Origin of the sequence: Photobacterium angustum (assembly GCF_003026365.1) — a bacterium.
GTDB lineage: Bacteria > Pseudomonadota > Gammaproteobacteria > Enterobacterales > Vibrionaceae > Photobacterium > Photobacterium angustum.
Genome location: NZ_PYOM01000011.1, coordinates 60,448 through 79,939 on the forward strand (window position 1 = coordinate 60,448; position 19,492 = coordinate 79,939).

16 protein-coding genes and 2 tRNA genes are annotated in these 19,492 nt (G+C 42.1%); 3 read left to right on the plus strand and 15 right to left on the minus strand.

Annotated features, from left to right (window positions below):
- Positions 1 to 26 precede the first annotated feature (26 nt).
- The 14 genes from pnp to rlmE form a co-directional block, all read right to left on the minus strand.
- Complete coding sequence (gene pnp / locus CTN01_RS12715) at positions 27 to 2,153, minus strand: polyribonucleotide nucleotidyltransferase (RefSeq protein ID WP_045149155.1); 2,127 nt, start codon at positions 2,151 to 2,153, stop codon at positions 27 to 29.
- A gap of 389 nt (positions 2,154 to 2,542) precedes the next feature.
- Positions 2,543 to 2,812, minus strand: coding sequence for a 30S ribosomal protein S15 (rpsO, locus tag CTN01_RS12720; RefSeq protein WP_005369538.1), 270 nt, complete (start codon positions 2,810 to 2,812; stop codon positions 2,543 to 2,545).
- Between the two features lie 197 nt (positions 2,813 to 3,009).
- Complete coding sequence (gene truB, locus CTN01_RS12725) at positions 3,010 to 3,960, minus strand: tRNA pseudouridine(55) synthase TruB (RefSeq protein ID WP_045128378.1); 951 nt, start codon at positions 3,958 to 3,960, stop codon at positions 3,010 to 3,012.
- Positions 3,961 to 3,962: 2 nt separating this feature from the next.
- On the minus strand, positions 3,963 to 4,361 hold the full coding sequence (gene rbfA, locus CTN01_RS12730) for a 30S ribosome-binding factor RbfA (protein WP_005369541.1): 399 nt from the start codon (positions 4,359 to 4,361) through the stop codon (positions 3,963 to 3,965).
- Between the two features lie 93 nt (positions 4,362 to 4,454).
- A complete protein-coding gene (infB, locus tag CTN01_RS12735; RefSeq protein ID WP_045149154.1) occupies positions 4,455 to 7,187 on the minus strand; it encodes a translation initiation factor IF-2 in 2,733 nt (910 codons plus the stop codon).
- A 27-nt stretch (positions 7,188 to 7,214) separates the two neighbouring features.
- Positions 7,215 to 8,702, minus strand: coding sequence for a transcription termination factor NusA (gene nusA, locus CTN01_RS12740; RefSeq protein WP_045149153.1), 1,488 nt, complete (start codon positions 8,700 to 8,702; stop codon positions 7,215 to 7,217).
- 22 nt (positions 8,703 to 8,724) lie between these two features.
- Positions 8,725 to 9,180: a ribosome maturation factor RimP gene (gene rimP / locus CTN01_RS12745; RefSeq protein WP_005369547.1), complete on the minus strand. Its 456-nt coding sequence runs from the start codon at positions 9,178 to 9,180 to the stop codon at positions 8,725 to 8,727.
- A gap of 188 nt (positions 9,181 to 9,368) precedes the next feature.
- Positions 9,369 to 9,445 (minus strand) — tRNA-Met (locus tag CTN01_RS12750).
- Positions 9,446 to 9,500: 55 nt separating this feature from the next.
- A tRNA-Leu gene (locus CTN01_RS12755) sits at positions 9,501 to 9,585 on the minus strand.
- Between the two features lie 11 nt (positions 9,586 to 9,596).
- Entirely contained in the window at positions 9,597 to 9,938 is a 342-nt protein-coding gene (gene secG / locus CTN01_RS12760; protein ID WP_005369550.1) for a preprotein translocase subunit SecG, read from the minus strand.
- Between the two features lie 262 nt (positions 9,939 to 10,200).
- Entirely contained in the window at positions 10,201 to 11,538 is a 1,338-nt protein-coding gene (glmM, locus tag CTN01_RS12765; RefSeq protein ID WP_045149152.1) for a phosphoglucosamine mutase, read from the minus strand.
- Between the two features lie 66 nt (positions 11,539 to 11,604).
- A complete protein-coding gene (folP, locus tag CTN01_RS12770; protein ID WP_045149151.1) occupies positions 11,605 to 12,438 on the minus strand; it encodes a dihydropteroate synthase in 834 nt (277 codons plus the stop codon).
- 67 nt (positions 12,439 to 12,505) lie between these two features.
- Positions 12,506 to 14,461, minus strand: coding sequence for an ATP-dependent zinc metalloprotease FtsH (gene ftsH / locus CTN01_RS12775; RefSeq protein ID WP_045149150.1), 1,956 nt, complete (start codon positions 14,459 to 14,461; stop codon positions 12,506 to 12,508).
- 49 nt (positions 14,462 to 14,510) lie between these two features.
- The gene (rlmE, locus tag CTN01_RS12780) at positions 14,511 to 15,140 is read right to left on the minus strand and encodes a 23S rRNA (uridine(2552)-2'-O)-methyltransferase RlmE (protein WP_005369560.1); all 630 of its coding nucleotides are present in this window, start codon (positions 15,138 to 15,140) and stop codon (positions 14,511 to 14,513) included.
- A 212-nt stretch (positions 15,141 to 15,352) separates the two neighbouring features.
- On the opposite strand from rlmE, the gene yhbY reads away from it, so the two are divergent.
- Positions 15,353 to 15,649 carry a ribosome assembly RNA-binding protein YhbY gene (gene yhbY / locus CTN01_RS12785; protein WP_045128373.1) on the plus strand — a complete coding sequence of 99 codons (297 nt, stop codon included), beginning with the start codon at positions 15,353 to 15,355 and terminating at the stop codon, positions 15,647 to 15,649.
- A gap of 123 nt (positions 15,650 to 15,772) precedes the next feature.
- Here yhbY and greA read toward each other — a convergent pair whose 3' ends face one another.
- Positions 15,773 to 16,246, minus strand: coding sequence for a transcription elongation factor GreA (gene greA / locus CTN01_RS12790; RefSeq protein ID WP_005369564.1), 474 nt, complete (start codon positions 16,244 to 16,246; stop codon positions 15,773 to 15,775).
- A 574-nt stretch (positions 16,247 to 16,820) separates the two neighbouring features.
- Here greA and CTN01_RS12795 point away from each other — a divergent pair.
- Both CTN01_RS12795 and dacB read left to right on the plus strand, forming a co-directional pair.
- A complete protein-coding gene (locus CTN01_RS12795) occupies positions 16,821 to 17,882 on the plus strand; it encodes a porin (protein WP_045149149.1) in 1,062 nt (353 codons plus the stop codon).
- A 160-nt stretch (positions 17,883 to 18,042) separates the two neighbouring features.
- Positions 18,043 to 19,446: a serine-type D-Ala-D-Ala carboxypeptidase gene (gene dacB / locus CTN01_RS12800; RefSeq protein WP_045149148.1), complete on the plus strand. Its 1,404-nt coding sequence runs from the start codon at positions 18,043 to 18,045 to the stop codon at positions 19,444 to 19,446.
- The last annotated feature ends 46 nt before the right edge of the window (positions 19,447 to 19,492 follow it).

Genomic DNA, 19,492 nt, shown 5'->3' on the forward strand with positions numbered 1-19,492 from the left:
TTTATATCATGCTTTTAGCAAAAAACTTAGCCTTGAGGCTGTTCGTTTTGAGCTGGCGCTTCAGCTGCTGGTGTTTCAACAGCTTCTTTCATGCTTAGACGGATACGGCCTTGACGGTCGATTTCTAGCACTTTAACTTGAACTTCTTGACCCATTTGTAGGTAATCAGACACTTTCTCTACACGATCTTGTGAGATTTGAGAAATGTGTACTAGACCTTCTTTAGTACCAATCACAGATACAAACGCACCGAAATCAACGATACGCATTACTTTACCTGTGTAGATACGACCTACTTCAACGTCAGCTGTGATTTCTTCGATACGACGGATTGCTTCTTTCGCGGCAGTACCTTCAGTCGCAGCAATCTTCACTGTACCATCGTCTTCGATCTCGATTGTAGTACCAGTTTCTTCAGTAAGTGCACGAATAACAGCACCACCTTTACCGATAACATCTTTGATCTTCTCTGGGTTGATCTTCATTGTGTGGATACGAGGAGCGAACTCAGAGATATCTTCACGTGGAGTATTGATTGCGTTATCCATTACGCTAAGGATGTGCTTACGCGCGCCTTTAGCTTGGTTAAGAGCAATCTGCATGATCTCTTTAGTGATACCTTCGATCTTGATATCCATTTGAAGTGCAGTAATACCGTCATCAGTACCTGCTACTTTAAAGTCCATATCACCTAGGTGATCTTCATCACCAAGGATGTCAGAAAGAACAACGAAATCGTCGCCTTCTTTAACAAGACCCATTGCGATACCCGCAACAGACGCTTTAATTGGCACACCAGCGTCCATAAGAGCAAGAGACGTACCACATACAGAAGCCATTGAAGATGAACCGTTAGATTCAGTGATTTCTGATACTACACGTACTGTGTATGGGAATTCATCTACAGATGGCATTACAGCAGCAATACCACGCTTAGCCAGTTTACCGTGACCAATTTCACGACGCTTAGGCGAACCTACAAAACCCGTCTCACCAACACAGTATGGAGGGAAGTTGTAGTGTAGAAGGAAGTGATCTTTCGTCTCACCTGTTAGACCATCAATGATCTGTGCGTCACGTTGTGTACCCAGTGTTGCAGTAACAAGTGCCTGAGTTTCACCACGAGTAAATAGTGAAGAACCGTGAGTACGTGGAAGCACACCAGTACGTACGTCTAACGCACGAACCATGTCTTTTTCACGACCATCGATACGTGGGTTCCCCGCAATGATGCGACCACGTACAACTGTCTTCTCTAGATCGTGGAAGATAGTGTGGATTTCTTTTGTATTTGCTTCTGCATCTTCAGCAAGAATTGCGTCGTTAACTTCACCAGCAATCTCATGAATGCGGTCGTAACGAGCCATTTTCTCAGTGATTTGGTAAGCATCAACAAGCTTAGCTTCGGCAAGTTCTGCGATCTTATTTTTAAGTGCAGTATTCTCTTGAGGAGCAACCCAATCCCAAGCTGGCGTTGCTACTTCAGCAGCAAACTCGTTGATTGCATTGATAGCAACTTGTTGTTGGTCATGGCCAAATACAACCGCTTGTAGCATTTGCTCTTCAGATAGACGGTCAGCTTCTGACTCAACCATTAGTACAGCATCTTTCGTACCAGCAACAACAAGATCTAGACGGCTTTCTTCTAGCTCAACATTGCTTGGGTTAAGTACGAATTGATCGTTGATGTAACCAACACGTGCTGCACCGATAGGACCATTAAATGGAATACCAGAAATAGCCAGTGCTGCAGATGTACCGATCATAGTTACAATGTCAGGGCTTACTGCAGGGTTAACAGAAACCACAGTAGCGATAACTTGAACTTCGTTTTTGAAATCGTCAGGGAATAGTGGGCGGATTGGACGGTCAATTAGACGTGCAGTTAGAGTTTCTCCTTCAGAAGGGCGACCTTCGCGCTTGAAGAAACCACCAGGGATTTTACCTGCAGCGTAAGTACGCTCTTGGTAGTTCACTGTTAGTGGGAAGAAGTCTTGACCTTCTACTGCTGTTTTTTTACCAACAACAGAAACGAACACAGAAGTGTCGTCCATGCTAATCATTACTGCAGCAGTCGCTTGACGTGCCATAACACCAGTTTCTAGAGTAACCGTGTGGTTACCGTACTGGAAAGTCTTTACGATAGGATTCACGTGAATTTCCTTAAATATATTCCGCTTTCTATTTGCCTGCTAATTATAACTAAGACAAACAACAGCGTCATGTGATGATATTCACTTTCATGTAATTTCACGTATCGCGACTAAGGAAATATCTCATCATGATGAGGTATTTTATTAGCCGCGACCTAAAGGTCGACGAAAACGACTCGTGATACATAAAAATGGGATTAACTACAGCATCTCTTTTTATCCATCATATTCCTGCCTTAGCATGCATACAACAAACATAAGATTAACTTCGGTACAGATAGTAGACGAAATTGAGGAAAATAACAGAAGGAAAAATATAAACTGCGGTATGTATTATCTTTTTTAAAACAAAAAGAAAGGAGCCATGAGGCTCCTTTCTAAAAGCAATCTTAGCGACGTAGGCCTAGACGCTTGATTAGGTCTTGGTAACGATCTAGGTTCTTACCTTTTAGGTAATCTAGAAGTTTACGACGACGAGAAACCATACGTAGCAGACCGCGACGGCTGTGGTGGTCGTGTTTGTGGTTAGCAAAGTGACCTTGAAGGTGGTTGATTTGCGCTGTTAAAAGTGCAACCTGAACTTCAGGAGAACCAGTATCATTTTCACATTGTGCGTATTCTGCAACGATTGCTGCTTTAGTTTCTGCATTCAGAGACATAACTCATTCCTAATACAAAGATGTTTTAATTTGTGCCGCCAATCTCTGATTCAGCCGGCACCCAAGCCGCGGATTATACTGATCGATATAGATAACTACAAGCGAATAATTAGTAACCACGACAATAATAAACAATAAATAGAAATCTTCATTGCATTCATTAAAAACAAAGCAGTGAATAATTCTACAATTGTCGATTAATCTTGCTGATGTTCATTCGCCATAACGCGTTTTGGCGCTAGCATACCTTTAAGATCGATAGTGCCCACACCAATAAACTCACGCTCAGAGCCGACAGAAATACGTACTAATGTCCCTTTTGCAGGAACATTGTCAGCATGTACTGGATTACCATTAAGCACATGCACCGCAACCTCAGCACTGATATTCACTTCAGGCAAATCTTGCACTGCGGTGTCGGTTGGTAACAATAACGCATCCAGCACAGAGCCTGTCTCTATCTCATTGGCTTTTGCATCATCAAGCATCGCTTGTAACTGCTCAATAGTAACCATTCGCTCATACGGGAAGTTAGAAACCCCTGTACGACGTAACATGATAACGTGAGCACCACAACCTAGCATTTCGCCAAGATCATCAACAATAGTACGAATATAAGTGCCTTTTGATACATGAAGCTCCATTTCAACTTCATTATTATCAAAACGCAGTAAATCAACAGAATAAACAGTGATTTTTCGCGATTCACGAGGAACCTCGACGCCTTCACGTGCATATTCGTATAATTTACGCCCTTTGTACTTCAGCGCAGAATACATCGATGGGATCTGATCAGTTGTACCGCGGAACTTATCAATACACGCTTCAAGTTGCTCACGATTAACGTTTACATCACGTGTTTCTACCACTTCACCATCAGAATCAGAAGTATCTGTACGTTCGCCCAGCTTTGCGATCACACGATAGCGTTTATCAGAATCTAACAAGAACTGAGAGAACTTTGTTGCTTCACCAAAACAGATGGGCAGCATACCCGTCGCCAAAGGATCAAGCGCACCAGTATGGCCCGCTTTTTGAGCAAAAAAGATACGTTTTACTTTCTGTAAGGTATCGTTTGAACTAATTCCCGTAGGCTTATCAACTAAAATGACACCATTAATTGGGCGACCTTTACGACGACGTGCCATGCTTACTCCTCGCCTTTCTCTTCGTCTTCATCACCACGACGATCTTCATCGTCACGTACCGCTTTCGATACTAGGTTTGAAATACGCATACCTTCTGTTAGAGACTGATCAAAAATAAAGTTCAGCTCAGGGGTTACACGCAGGCGAATTTGCTTACCCAATAGGGAACGAATGTATGGTGCTTTTTCACGAAGAATAGCTAGGCTTTCTTCTTCCGTTTGATCACCAATCGTTAGGAACGTGATGTATACCTTTGCGTAACCCATGTCACGAGATACGTCTACGCTAGAGATAGTAGTCATTGCTAGACGAGGCTCTTTTAATTCGCGCTGTAGGATTAATGCTAATTCTTTTTGTAGCTGCTGTGCTACACGTTGGGTACGGCTAAATTCTTTTGCCATTTTGTTGCTCTCTCTAAGAATAGGGCTCTTGAAAGAATGGGGAGCCGAAGCTCCCCATAATCATATTATTGAATCAGTTAGCGACGTTGATAATTAATCAAGAGTACGCTGAATTTCAACAATTTCGTAAACTTCGATCTGGTCACCAACGCGAACATCATTGTAGTTCTTAACGCCGATACCACATTCGTAGCCGTTCTTAACTTCATTAACGTCATCTTTAAAGCGACGTAGCGACTCAAGCTCACCTTCGTAGATTACTACGTTATCACGTAGAACACGGATAGGATTATTACGCTTGATAGTACCTTCAGTTACCAAACAACCAGCGATTGCGCCGATCTTAGGTGACTTAAATACGTCACGAACTTCAGCAAGACCAATGATCTCTTGCTTAAATTCTGGAGCAAGCATACCGCCCATTGCCGCTTTAACTTCGTCAATTAACTGATAAATGATTGAGTAGTAACGTAAGTCTAGGTTTTCATTTTCGATAGTACGGCGCGCAGACGCATCAGCACGAACATTGAAGCCAAGCATGATAGCGTTAGAAGCTGCTGCAAGTACTGCATCAGTTTCAGTAATACCACCAACACCAGAACCGACGATGTTCACTTTAACTTCATCAGTTGAAAGTTTACGTAGAGAATCTGCGATAGCTTCTACAGAACCTTGAACGTCAGCCTTAAGTACAACGTTAAGCTCTGCAACTTCACCTGCAGCCATGTTAGAGAACATGTTCTCAAGTTTCGCTTTCTGCTGGCGAGCTAGTTTAACATCACGGAATTTACCTTGACGGTAAAGTGCAACTTCACGTGCTTTACGCTCGTCACGTACAACTGTCGCTTCATCACCAGATGCTGGTACGCCTGAAAGACCTAAGATCTCTACAGGGATAGATGGACCCGCTTCTTCGATTTCTTGACCCAGTTCGTTACGCATCGCACGAACACGACCGTACTCTAGACCACAAAGAACAATATCGCCCTTACGAAGCGTACCTTCTTGAACAAGGATAGTCGCTACAGGACCACGACCTTTATCTAGACGTGATTCTACAACCACACCTTTAGCCATACCTTCAGAAGCTGCTGTTAGTTCAAGTACTTCTGACTGAAGTAGAATAGCTTCTAGTAAGCCATCGATATTAGTACCCTGTTTCGCAGAGATGTGAACAAACATGTTCTCACCGCCCCACTCCTCAGGAATAACGTCATATTGAGCAAGCTCGTTTTTAACGTTATCTGGGTTAGCATCTTCTTTATCGATCTTGTTTACCGCGACGATCAAAGGCACACCTGCTGCTTTCGCGTGCTGGATTGCTTCGATTGTTTGAGGCATCACACCATCGTCAGCTGCTACCACAAGTACAACGATATCTGTCGCTTGAGCACCACGAGCACGCATAGCAGTAAACGCTGCGTGTCCGGGAGTATCAAGGAAAGTAATCATGCCGTTGTCAGTTTCAACGTGGTATGCACCGATGTGCTGAGTAATACCACCCGCTTCGCCAGAAGCTACGTGCGCTTTACGGATGTAGTCAAGTGTTGATGTTTTACCGTGGTCAACGTGACCCATGATAGTTACAACAGGAGCACGAGAAACTTTTGCTAGGTCATCCGCGTTACGATCAGAAAGCACTGACTCTTCTAGCTCGTTTTCTTTACGCAGAACAACTTTGTGACCCATTTCTTCAGCAACAAGTGCTGCTGTTTCTTGGTCGATAACTTGGTTGATAGTCGCCATAGCGCCCATCTTCATCATCACCTTGATAACTTCAACGCCTTTTACAGACATCTTGTTAGCAAGTTCAGAAACAACAATTGTTTCGCCAATAACAACGTCTTGCTTAGCAACTTGCGCTGTTTTGTCGAAGCCATGTTGCATTGAGCTTGGCTTGTTCATTTGAGGTTTACCGCGACCACGTTGGTTACGGCCACCACGGCCACCGCGCTCATCTTGCTTAGCAGCTGGCTTTTTCTTCTTACGACGGCGAGAAGTTTCTTCTTTGCGGTCTTGTTCATCTTCCGCAGCACGTGCGTAAGTTGATGTCGTTGTATGGTAATCAGATTTTTCCATACTTACGTTTTGATCAGGTTTTACCCCGTTCTTTTCATTCTGTTCTGCCATCTTGCGAGCCTCTTCTAGCTGGCGCTGACTTTCTTCTTCGGCTTTTCGCTTGGCTTCCTCTTCCAGACGACGCTGTAGTGCCTCAGCATCTAGTTTAGCCTGTTTGTCAGCAACAGCGCGTAAAGCTTTCTCTTCAGCTTTACGCTTATCCTGTTTGGTACGATTCGCCTTTTCCTCTGCGTCTCGCTTTGCTTTTTCTTCCGCTTCTCGTTTTGCAGATTCTTCTGCTTTACTCTGCTCTTCTTTGGCACGCTTAGCTGCTTCTTCAGCTTCACGTTTTGCAGCTTCTTCAGCTGCTTTTTTGGCAATAGCATCCGCTTCACGTTTTGCGGCTTCTTCGGCTTCACGCTTCACAGCTTCTTCCGCTGCGCGTTGTTCCTCTTCCAAAGCTGAACGTTTTACGTAAGTACGTTTTTTACGCACTTCTACTTGAACATTTTTGTTCTTGCCGCCGCTACCAGACACACTAAGCGTACTGCGTGTCTTGCGTTGCAAAGTAAGACGATTTGGAGCGCCGTCAGTATTGCTGTTACCTCCATGCTCTTTTTGGAGATGGTTAAGTAACGCCTGCTTTTCGGTTTGGCTTACATTTTCATCAGCTTTCTTAGCAATACCTGCCTCTGAGAGCTGTTGAAGTAAACGGTCAATTGGCGTACCAATTTCTTCCGCCAATGTTTTAACGGTAACCTCTGACATAATGCTCCTCCCTTGCTTTATTTTTTATTACGCTTCGTCACTGAACCAGCAAATATTACGCGCAGCCATAATTAGCTCACCCGCTTTTGCATCGTCCACGCCTTCAATGTCGGTCAAGTCATCAGTTCCCTGATCAGCAAGATCTTCAAGCGTACAAATACCTTTCGCTGCAAATTTGAACGCCAATTCACGCTCTAAACCTTCAAGACCTAGTAAGTCTTCAGCTGGCTCAGCACCGTCAAGCGTTTCTTCTTTAGCAAGCGCAAGCGTAGTTAATGCAGCTTTTGCACGACTACGTAGTTGATCGATAGTCTCTTCATCAAGACCATCAACATCCATTAGCTCACTTACTGGAACGTAAGCAATTTCTTCTAATGTAGTGAAACCTTCTTCAACCAATACCGTTGCGAACTCTTCATCAATATCTAGGTGCTTAGTAAACACTTCAATTGACTCTTTCGCTTCTTCTTGGTGTTTCTTCTGAAGATCTTCAACCGTCATTACGTTTAGTTCCCAACCAGTAAGTTGAGAGGCTAGACGTACGTTCTGACCACTGCGACCAATCGCTTGTGCTAGATTATCTTTCTGCACTGCGATATCCATCGTATGGTTATCTTCATCAACAATAATTGAATCAACTTCAGCAGGAGCCATAGCATTGATCACGTATTGCGCTGGATTCTCATCCCAAAGCACGATATCAATACGCTCGCCGCCAAGCTCACCAGAAACCGCTTGAACACGTGCACCACGCATACCAACACACGCACCCACAGGGTCAATACGCTTATCGTTAGTTTTTACTGCGATTTTTGCACGAGAACCAGGATCGCGTGCAGCGCCCATTAGTTCAATAAGCTCTTCGCCCATTTCTGGCACTTCAATACGGAATAGCTCAGAAAGCATTTCTGGCTTAGAACGTGTCATGAATAACTGGAAGCCGCGCGCTTCTGGCGCAACTTTGTATAGCAGACCACGTACACGGTCACCCGGACGGAAGTTTTCACGTGGAAGCTGATCATCACGTTGGATAACAGCTTCAGCATTATTACCTAGATCGATAATAACCGCATCACGGTTTACTTTTTTAACGATACCAGTGATTAACTCACCTTCATTATCGATAAATTGCTCAACAATTTGAGCACGTTCAGCTTCACGTACTTTTTGTACGATAACTTGTTTTGCAGTTTGTGTCGTAATACGGTCAAACGTTACAGATTCAATATCATCTTCAACGTAATCGCCAGCAACAATTGTCGAATCTTCAAACTGTGCCGCTTCAAGAGTGATCTCAAGCGTTGGTTGAGTTACTTCTTCTACCGCTTTCCAGCGACGGAAAGTTTCAAACTCACCCGTTTTACGATCAATTGCAACACGTACATCAATTTCTGCTTCATGTTTCTTTTTAGTTGCTGTTGCAAGTGCGATTTCTAATGCTTCAAAAATACGCTCACGAGGAACAGCTTTTTCGTTGGATACCGCTTCTACGACAGCCAAAATTTCTTTGTTCATTTCTAATGCCCCAATTTAGCGGTTAGAATTTTGGAACCAGGTTGGCCTTAGAGATATTGCTCAGTGCAAAGGACTCTTCATTGCCATCTACTTTAAGTGTGATCAATTCGCCTTCAACTGCGACAATGTCACCTTTCCACTTACGACGGTTACCCATCGCCATTTTTAACACTATGTTAGCTTCGTGGCCAACAAACTGTTGATAATGTGCTGCTTTGAATAGTGGTCTTTCCAATCCAGGGGAAGATACTTCCAAGTTATAAGCAACAGTAATTGGATCTTCAACGTCCATTACTGCACTAATTTGGCGACTAACTTCAGCGCAATCATCAACATTGATACCATTTTCATGGTCAATAAATACGCGAAGTGTGGAGTGCTCACCAGCACGAATGAACTCTAAACCTACCAGTTCATAGCCTAAAGCTAATACTGATGGCTCAAGCATTTCGGTTAATTGTGTCTCTAAAGCTGTCAAAACAACCCCCCTGGAAACAAAAAAAGGGCATAAAGCCCAGTAGATACCTGAATGGTCATGTTTCAGATAATAAAAAACCCCGAATTACGGGGTTTTTTATTACTGGACCCTGATTACCGAGGCTCTATAAATTTGCCTCAGTAAGAAAACAAACATTCGCATTTAAGAATAGTCTATTTTCAGGAAAGTGGTTGCGGGGGCTGGATTTGAACCAACGACCTTCGGGTTATGAGCCCGACGAGCTACCAAGCTGCTCCACCCCGCGTCCGAATTCAACGATTATATCGTTCGGGCGTTACTTTTTCAAGTAACCAGTATAATGGTGCCGAGAAGGGGACTTGAACCCCTACACCTTGCGGCACTAGCACCTCATGCTAGCGTGTCTACCAATTTCACCATCTCGGCTAAATCTTTAATTACTGAGGGATCTCATCTGTTGATGGAGCCTTCTCAGTTTTTGTTTTTTCAACAACAGGTTGTGTTGTTGCTGGTGCAGTTAGGTTATCCCAACCACTTCCCTCTGTTGCTTGTTTTGCGCTCATGTTGCCAAGAACAAGGCTGATAACAAAGAAAATTGCAGCCAAAACTGTTGTCATTCGGGTTAAAAAGTTACCGGAACCGCTAGAGCCAAACAATGTGCCTGATGCCCCAGCCCCAAATGAGGCTCCCATATCTGCGCCTTTACCTTGCTGTACCAAAACCAGGCCAATTACACCAAGCGCGGCGACAAGATAAATCACAAGTAGAATTTCGTACATGGCTTCCACCTATGGTTAAATTGCTATGCCAGCTTTGCTCTAGGCAGGGCCAGCGCACTCCATCTTCCAAGGAGCGACTGAATACTAGCGAAACCCTATCGTAGTGACAAGTAATATTTGATGAAAAATGCTTTACACCACACCACTTGCACAACATTTAGCCAAAACGAAGTCGACATAAAAATATAGGCAGAGTATCCGCTACCCTGCCTTCTTCTTTATTCGATAAAATTCTTAGTTGAAATTTATCGCTGAATGCAAATTAACAGTTTTCTTTTACTGCTTTTGCAATATCAAGAGCATATTGCTGAACATCAGCCGCATCTTGGCCTTCAACCATAACACGAATTAATGGCTCAGTGCCCGACTTACGTAGCAATACGCGACCATTATCACCTAACTTTTCTTCAACTAATTTAGTTGCAATAATAACTGCATCAGACTTTAGTGGATCAGATGTCCCTTTGAAACGTACATTTTCAAGTACTTGAGGGAACATAACCATACCATCACAAAGTTCTTTTAAGCTCATCTTACTTGCAACGATTGATGCCATTACTTGAAGACCAGCTACAATACCATCGCCGGTTGTCACTTTATCAAGCAAAATGACATGACCAGAGTTCTCTGCACCAATCAACCAATCATGCTTCTGCAGCTCTTCCATTACATAACGATCGCCTACTTTGGCGCGAACAAATGGAATACCTAAGTTCTTAAGAGCAACTTCCATGCCCATATTTGTCATTAATGTACCAACAACACCACCTTTTAGCTCGCCACGACGTAATGCATCACGAGCAATAATGTAGGCAATTTGGTCACCATCAACTTTATTACCTAGCTCATCAACCATGATCACACGATCGCCATCACCATCCAGTGCAATACCAAAGTCAGCTTTTTCTTCTAATACCTTAGCCTGAAGCGCAGCAACATCAGTTGCTCCTACTTTGTCGTTAATGTTCACGCCATTAGGCTCACAACCGATAGCAATCACTTCGGCCCCTAACTCTGAAAATACTTTGGGCGCAATGTGATAAGTTGCGCCATGAGCACAATCAACAACAATCTTAAAACCTTCAAGGCTTAAATGTGTTGGAAAAGTACCTTTACAAAATTCAATGTAACGTCCAGCTGCATCATCGATACGATAAGCTTTACCAAGCAATGCTGATTCAACACAGGTTAATGGTTTTTCCATTTCAGCTTCAATTGCAAGTTCAATATCATCAGGTAATTTAGTACCTTGAGCTGAAAAGAATTTAATACCATTATCATAATAAGGATTGTGAGAAGCGGAAATAACAATACCAGCTTCTGCTCGGAACGTACGAGTGAGGTAAGCAACTGCTGGTGTTGGCATTGGTCCAGTGAATGCGGCTTTTAAACCTGCAGCAGCTAAGCCAGCTTCTAAAGCCGACTCCAACATATAGCCAGAAATACGGGTATCTTTACCAATTAAGACTTTTTTTGTCCCCGTTTGTGATAATACGCGGCCAGCAGCCCAACCTAACTTCATTACAAAGTCAGGTGTAATTGGTGCTTCACCGACTAAACCACGAATACCATCAGTACCAAAGAACTTACGTTCAGACATGTTTTGCTCCTAGCTATATTGAATACTTCAGTGACGCACAAATTAATGACACATCACAATTCACTTTTATTTCGATTGTTGCAGTACCATATTATAAATTTTCACGACTTCTGCTGTTTCTCTAGCATCATGAACACGAATAATATGCGCACCTTTCATTGCTGCAATGGTAGCACAAGCTAAACTTCCTGCGAGACATTCAGCCGCTGGCTTACCTAATAAATTGAATATCATTGATTTACGCGACATCCCGGCTAATACAGGTAAACCAAATTGATGAAATTGTTCAAATTTGGCCAACATTTGATAATTATGTTCAAGCGTTTTACCAAACCCAAAACCAGGATCTAGGATTAACTGCTGACGTGAAATACCAACATTTTCACACGCTGAAATTCGCTCACTCAGAAAATCGGAAACATCTTGAATAAGATGATTATAATTCGGTTGGTGCTGCATTGTACGAGGTTGGCCTTGCATATGCATCAAGCAAATCGGTACATTGGCTTTTGCGGCAACCTCTAATGCATTAGGCTCTTGCAACGCACGTACATCATTAATCAAATCAGCCCCTGCATTTACCGCCTCTTTCATGACCTGAGCTTTACTGGTATCAATTGAAATCCAACAATCAAAACGTTGACGGATAGCTTCAATAATCGGTACCACGCGATCTAACTCTTCATTAAGTGCCACCTCTTTAGCACCTGGTCGGGTTGACTCACCACCGATATCAATAATGGATGTGCCAGCTTGCAGCATGCTTTCCACATGATTTAGCGCATAATCAAGACGATTAAACTTCCCACCATCTGAAAATGAATCTGGCGTAACATTTAAAATACCCATGACCTGTGGGGTAGATAGATCTAAATTTTTATTACGACTGGTTAACTGCATCTACTATTCCATTTAATTAAGATAAAAAAAACCCTGACCAAGGCCAGGGTTTTTATTCAACGCTAAATTAAGCCTGAGGTTTTGTATCGGTATCGTCTTCTTTCGTCAACGCATCAATACCATCGCCAATTGGCTCATCAGGTGCTAATTCAGTTTCAGGTGCTTCTTTACCTGATGGTTTCATCGTATCTTCATCATCCACCCAACCTTTCGGTGCACGGATTTCTGCTTTACGTTCCATCAAGTCATCAATCTGACCTGCGTCAATAGTTTCATATTTCATCAATGCATCTTTCATTGCATGCATGATATCCATATTATCAACTAGAATTTGACGAGCACGTTGATAGTTACGATCAATTAAGGTACGAACTTCAGTATCAATCAGTTTTGCAGTGTCATCAGACATATGCTTACTTTGTGTAACTGAACGACCAAGGAATACTTCACCTTCATCTTCAGCATAAAGTAATGGACCTAACTTCTCAGAGAAGCCCCACTGAGTCACCATCTTACGTGCAATATCAGTTGCGCGTTCGATGTCATTTGATGCACCTGTTGATACTTTATCTACGCCGTAAATCAATTCTTCAGCTAAACGACCACCGTAAAGACTTGAAATCATTGACTCCAAGAACTCACGAGAGTGACTTACACGATCTTGCTCAGGTAAGTACATAGTTACACCTAGCGCACGACCACGTGGAATAATCGATACTTTATATACAGGATCATGATCCGGCACTAAACGACCAATAATTGCGTGACCTGCTTCGTGATACGCAGTTGATTCTTTTTGCTCTTCAGACATAACCATTGATTTACGCTCTGCGCCCATCATGATCTTATCTTTCGCTAATTCGAACTCAACCATCGAAACAGTACGCTTGTTACCACGAGCTGCAAATAATGCCGCTTCGTTAACAAGGTTTGCTAAATCAGCACCAGAGAAACCTGGTGTACCACGAGCAATCAATGACGGATTTACATCACCATCTAGTGGTACTTTACGCATATGAACTTTAAGGATCTGCTCACGACCGCGTACATCAGGAAGACCTACTACTACTTGACGGTCAAAACGACCGGGACGAAGTAACGCAGGGTCTAGTACGTCAGGACGGTTTGTTGCAGCAATAACGATAATACCCTCATTGCCTTCAAAGCCATCCATCTCAACTAGCATCTGGTTAAGTGTTTGCTCACGCTCATCATGACCACCACCTACACCAGCACCACGTTGACGACCTACCGCATCGATTTCATCGATAAAGATGATACAAGGCGCAGCCTTTTTTGCTTGTTCGAACATGTCACGCACACGAGATGCACCAACACCAACAAACATTTCAACAAAGTCAGAACCAGAAATAGTAAAGAACGGTACTTTCGCTTCACCTGCAATCGCTTTTGCAAGTAAGGTTTTACCAGTACCAGGAGGACCAACCATCAACACACCTGTTGGGATTTTACCACCTAGCTTTTGGAAACGGCTTGGATCACGTAAGTAATCAACCAGTTCTTTAACGTCTTCTTTCGCTTCATCACAACCAGCCACATCGGCGAACGTTGTTTTGATTTGGTCTTCGCTCATCATACGCGCTTTAGATTTACCGAACGACATGGCACCTTTGCCACCGCCGCCCTGCATCTGACGCATAAAGAATATCCAAACACCAATTAATAGAAGCATTGGGAACCACGAAATGAAGATTGAAGCCAATAGGCTAGGCTCTTCAGGTGGTGTACCTGCAACAGCTACGTTAGCGTTAATTAAATCGTCTAACAGCTTAGGATCATTCGCGACAGGTAAGTATGTTACATAGCTCGCATTATCACGTTTGGTTACAGTGATTTCACGATCATTGAATCGCACTTCCTTTATCTGATCCTGACCGATTTGACGGACAAATGTTGTATAGTCTACTTGACCACTTGCTTTACTACTGTTAGTTCCAAAACTTTGGAATACAGACATAAGAACAACAGCAATGACTAACCATAAAATCAAGTTTTTTGCCATGTCACTCAAGGTGTTAACCTCGCGATAACTAAAAGATGAATGTAGATTACTACAGTTTGTAACCTGTAGCCACAATATAGACTTCACGCGAGCGATCTCGCGAGGAATCTGGTTTACGAATTTTAACCACTTTGAACATACTACGAATCTCAGCTAGATATTGGTCAAAACCTTCGCCTTGGAAAACTTTTACCGTAAAACTGCCATTCGGTGCAAGTACTTGTCGACACATATCTAGTGCAAGCTCAACAAGATACATCGCTCTCGGTTGGTCGGATGCAAGATTACCACTCATATTAGGTGCCATATCAGACATCACCACGTCAACCATATCTGGTTGAATGCGGTCCAATAGTGCATCTAACACTGCCTCTTCTCGGAAATCACCTTGCAGGAAACTAACGCCTGGAAGGGAATCCATTGGCAAAATATCACAAGCAATGACTTGCCCTTCACTGCCTACAATTTCTGCCGCATATTGTGACCAACCACCTGGTGCAGCACCAAGGTCAACCACTGTCATGCCCGGTTTTAATAACTTATCTTTGTTCTGAATTTCTTCAATTTTAAAGAAAGCACGTGAACGATAACCACGCTTCTGTGCTTCCTGAACGTATTTATCGTCGAAATGCTCTTTTAGCCAACGGCCAGAACTGCCGGATTGTTTTTTTCTACTCATGTCTAACCTAATGAGTTGAGATACTTGTTAAGTATACGTCTGCCAAAGGCTTTATCGCATCTAATTCATTAAAATGTACGATCAAAATGTGCAGTACAACTCAAACACTACAAATTTTCATGCTGCCATAACGCAAACAAATTAGTCTTCTAGTCTAGATGGCGGTAGAATGTCACGTTTTCAACCCTAATAACTAAAAAAATAGAGTCATCATGAATCTAAGCACCAAACAAAAGCAATTCCTAAAAGGTCTTGCTCACAATCTAAAACCAGTTGTACTTATGGGTGCAAACGGCCTAACAGAAGCAGTATTAGCTGAAATTGAAATTGCACTTAACCATCATGAATTGATCAAAGTTAAAGTTGCTACTGAAGATCGTGAAACTAAAGTTTTAATCGTCGACGCTATTGTTCGCGAAACTAAAGCTGAAAAAGTGCAGGTTATCGGTAAAACATTGGTTCTTTACCGCCAGAGTGAAGATCGTAAAATCGAGCTTCCTCGCAAATAAAAAAGGCCGCCTAGCGGCCTTTTTTATATCAACTATTAATACACAATCGCGCATTAACCGCTAATCGATATTGCCTATTTAAATAATTATATTTTCTGATGAAGATAATTATCGTTGAAATTACTAGATATATTTCACTTCTACAATTTCAAACTCTTTTTGGCCACCTGGTGTGGTAATCGCAACTTCATCACCTTCCATCTTACCAATCAAACCACGCGCAATAGGCGAGTTCACTGAAATTAAGTTTTCCTTAATGTTCGCTTCATCATCACCAACAATACAGTAAGTCACTTCATTATCAGTATCTAAATCTAATAACGTGATTGTTGTACCAAAAATCACTTTGCCTGTATTTGGCATTGTTTTTACATCGATAATTTGAGCTACAGATAACTTGTACTCAATATCACGAATTTGCGCTTCACAAATACCTTGCTCTTCACGAGCCGCATGATATTCCGCATTTTCTTTTAAGTCGCCAAGCTCACGTGCTTCTGCGATCGCCTGAGAAATAAGAGGGCGACGCTTCAACAATACTTCAAGTTCACTACGTAGCTTTTGTTCGCCACGTACAGTCATTGGCACTTTTTCCATAAATAAATTACCTCAATAACCTGATAGCGCACGCCAATTTCAGGTAATAAAAAAGCTAGCCCAATAGTGATTAGGCTAACAGGGTATATGTCACGATGTTTATCATTTTAAACAAAGATGAACAAGAGATCATCCTCGTTGCGTCATTAATCTGTTTTTCGTTTTAATAACAGTCAAAAACAATGAATATGCTAAAAATACTATATCAATAATTCATAGTAACAAATCAATAGTTAAAATATTTACCACAAGAATAACCATTTCATGTACCACCTTTTTTTCATTGAGAAAAGTTATAACCTCACACTTCAACAATATTTATACAAATATTCACTCAGATATTTTTCGCTGATTACCTAAATACAACTAAAAAACAAAATTAATTTAGAACTTTTATTGATTGGTATAACACACTGATTAAATTAAAGATAAAAGCTAAAAAAAACAAAAAATGAATGCTCGTGAGGTATTTTTCAGTTTTTTTTACTAACATAAATCAGTAGACACAAGTAAAAAGAACAGCATGCATTTGGCATAGAAATGCAACACATAAAAAATTTAAAAGGATTCGGTAATGAACAAGCATCTTATTGCTCTAGCAGTAACAGCAGCAACTCTATCTGGCGCAGCATCAGCAGCACAAGTTTACTCAGACGACACATCTTCTCTTGCTATCGGCGGCCGTGTAGAAGCGCGTGCTCTTCTTTCTGATCAAGCAGACTCAAACGGTAAAGTATCTGACGAAGTTACTGATCAATCACGTGCACGTGTAAACATCGATGCGAAAACACAAATTGCAGATGGCGTACAAGGTATTGGTTTTCTAGAAGAAGAAATTAAAAGCACTAAGGGTGACGCTCAACAGAACGAAACTCGCTACGTTTACGCTGGTGTAAACAGCGACCAATACGGCCAAATCGTTTACGGTAAGGCTGACGGCTCTCTAGGTATGCTAACTGATTTCACTGATATCATGGCATACGCAGGTTCTGTAGTTGGTGGTACTAAGCTAGCAGTAGCTGACCGTACATCTAACAACTTAGCATACACAGGTAACTTTGGTGATCTAACATTCAAAGCAAACTACGTATTTGGCGGCGCGATTGACCAAGGCGGCCAAGACGTTAATGATGCTCACGGTTTCTCAACAGGTGCGGTATATAACGTAGGTGATACTGGTCTTGCTCTAGGTGCTGGTTACGGCGAACAACGTGGTCAAATCAAAGATGCCAAAGGTGTAGTTATTTCTGATTCACACAGCGCTCGTTCAGAACAAACTTTCGCTGTAGCATCTTACACAATGGGCGACCTATACTTCGGTGGTCTTTACAAGTCAGGTCGTCGTGATGCTCTTAGCAACGATAATAAACTAACTGATACTCAAGGTTACGAAGTAGCAGCAGCTTACACTATGGGTAAAACTGTATTCACGACTACTTACGGCTTCATGAAAGATGAAAACGCTCACAACGTATACGATGAGCTACAAAATGCAGCTGCAGTTGATGCTACTTACTACTTCAACAGCAACTTCCGCACTTACGCTTCTTACACATTCAACATGCTTGATAAGGACAAAGTAGGTAAAGTTGCAGCATCTGACCAATTCGTTCTAGGTGCTCGTTACGACTTCTAATCCTTGTGATTAAAGTAGAACAGATGAAGCGTCGACTTAGGTCGGCGCTTTTTTTATTAGTTTTGTGTCATTTTTAGTATTTATTTCCTCTCTCTTTTTACCCTACCCCATATAAACGTTATGATTAAGGCCTACCTTTTAACCAAGATTATGCCTTGATATGTTTAAAAAACTGCTTTGCTCCGCATTAATTACTACCAGCTTCTATTCTTTCGCTGCGTTCTCACCTCAGCAAGCTATCGAACACCTCCCAAAAGGGAGTGATGTCGCACTTCTTATTGTTAACCCAGCCACTAACAAAGTTATATACGATAAACGCGCAGATGAATTGCAAGCCCCAGCAAGTACCCAAAAAACGATCACCGCCCTTGCTGCAAAACTATATCTTGGTAATAACTTCCGCTTTGATACTTACCTTGAAACGAAAGGTAATGATATCATTTTGAAATTTAATGGCGATCCAACACTGAAACGCAGTGATATTGCCAATTTACTTCGCCAACTAAAACAGCGAGGGGGTAGCATAATTAAAGGCAACCTATATCTAAACGGGAGTCACTTTACTGGTTACGAGCGTGCTATTGGTTGGCCTTGGGATATTTTAGGCTCTTGCTATAGTGCACCATCAAGTAGTATCAGCTTAGAGCACAACTGTGTTCAAGGTGCGCTATACAGCAATAAATCTTTTGGCGATGTTACACGTGTAAATGTGCCTAGCCACCAGCCAATTCAAGCCAAAACATCTGCGATTGTGGTCTCGAAAGCACAGCAGAAAGAGCAGCACTGTCAGCTTTCAATGACATCTAATGATCGTAATATGTATCAAATTAGTGGCTGTATCCAACCTCGTAGAGATCCTCTACCACTTAAATTTGCAGTACAGAACACCACTTTGTATTCAACCGCAGTTATTCAACAAGAGCTTAAGCGTGCAGGGATAAAATTAAACGGTAAGGTACTTCGTAACGATAAAATCAGCGGTAAAATCATCGCAACGCATCGCTCAGCTCCACTATCAACGCTTCTTGATATTATGCTGAAGCGCTCTGATAACTTATTTGCCGATAACATTGCCAAAACCATTGGTGCAAAGTACTACAACCAAGCAGGTAGTTACACCAATGGCATTGAAGCGATTAAAGCGATACTAAAAGATAAAGCCGGTATCGATCTTTCTGATACTGTGATGGTGGATGGTTCAGGCTTATCGCGTAATAACCGTTTAACGGCAAATGATTTAATGAAAGTGGTGACTTACATTTACCGTCATCCACAGCTTGGGTTGATGAACGATCTACCAGTATCAGGTAAAAGTGGCACGTTACAGTACCGTCGCAGTCTTCATGATGTTCCGTTAAAAGGAAAGATTATTGCTAAAAGTGGCTCTTTATTCGGAACCTATAACCTTGCAGGTGTGATTAAGACCCACAACGGCAAACCGCTATTATTTGTGCAGTTAGTGACAAATTACTATCCACATATGCATGATGGCAAAAAAGCAGCACTACCGCCGATTTACCAATTTGAAAAGCAGCTTTATAACTCACTCTATAAAAACTACTAAATAAGAGACTAGATAGATAAAAGCCGCTATTAAATACTTTCAACTT